This window comes from Vibrio caribbeanicus ATCC BAA-2122 (genome assembly GCF_000165125.1).
In the GTDB taxonomy this organism is placed as follows: domain Bacteria; phylum Pseudomonadota; class Gammaproteobacteria; order Enterobacterales; family Vibrionaceae; genus Vibrio; species Vibrio caribbeanicus.
The window spans coordinates 1-238 of sequence record NZ_AEIU01000017.1; the positions used below are offsets into that span (position 1 = coordinate 1).

General features: G+C 48.3%; 1 protein-coding gene. It reads right to left on the reverse strand.

The features are described from left to right. The coding region (locus RH40_RS01900; RefSeq protein WP_009599585.1) for a BspA family leucine-rich repeat surface protein at positions 1–238 on the reverse strand (238 nt) is incomplete at both ends.

Here is a 238-nt window from a genome sequence, read left to right on the forward strand (position 1 = left end):
GGTATCCCAGTTACCGATGGGTTGGTTAAAGGCAGTGGCGCCCCTAAACATCGACGACATATCTTCTACGTTGGAGGTATCCCAGTCACCGATGGGTTGGTTAAAGCTAGCGGCACCTGAAAACAGCCAACTCGTATTTTTAACCTTGGAGGTATCCCAGTTGCCGATGGGTTGGTTAAAGTTGATGGCGTCTTTGAATATTGCCTCCATATATGCAACCTTGGAGGTATCCCAGTTG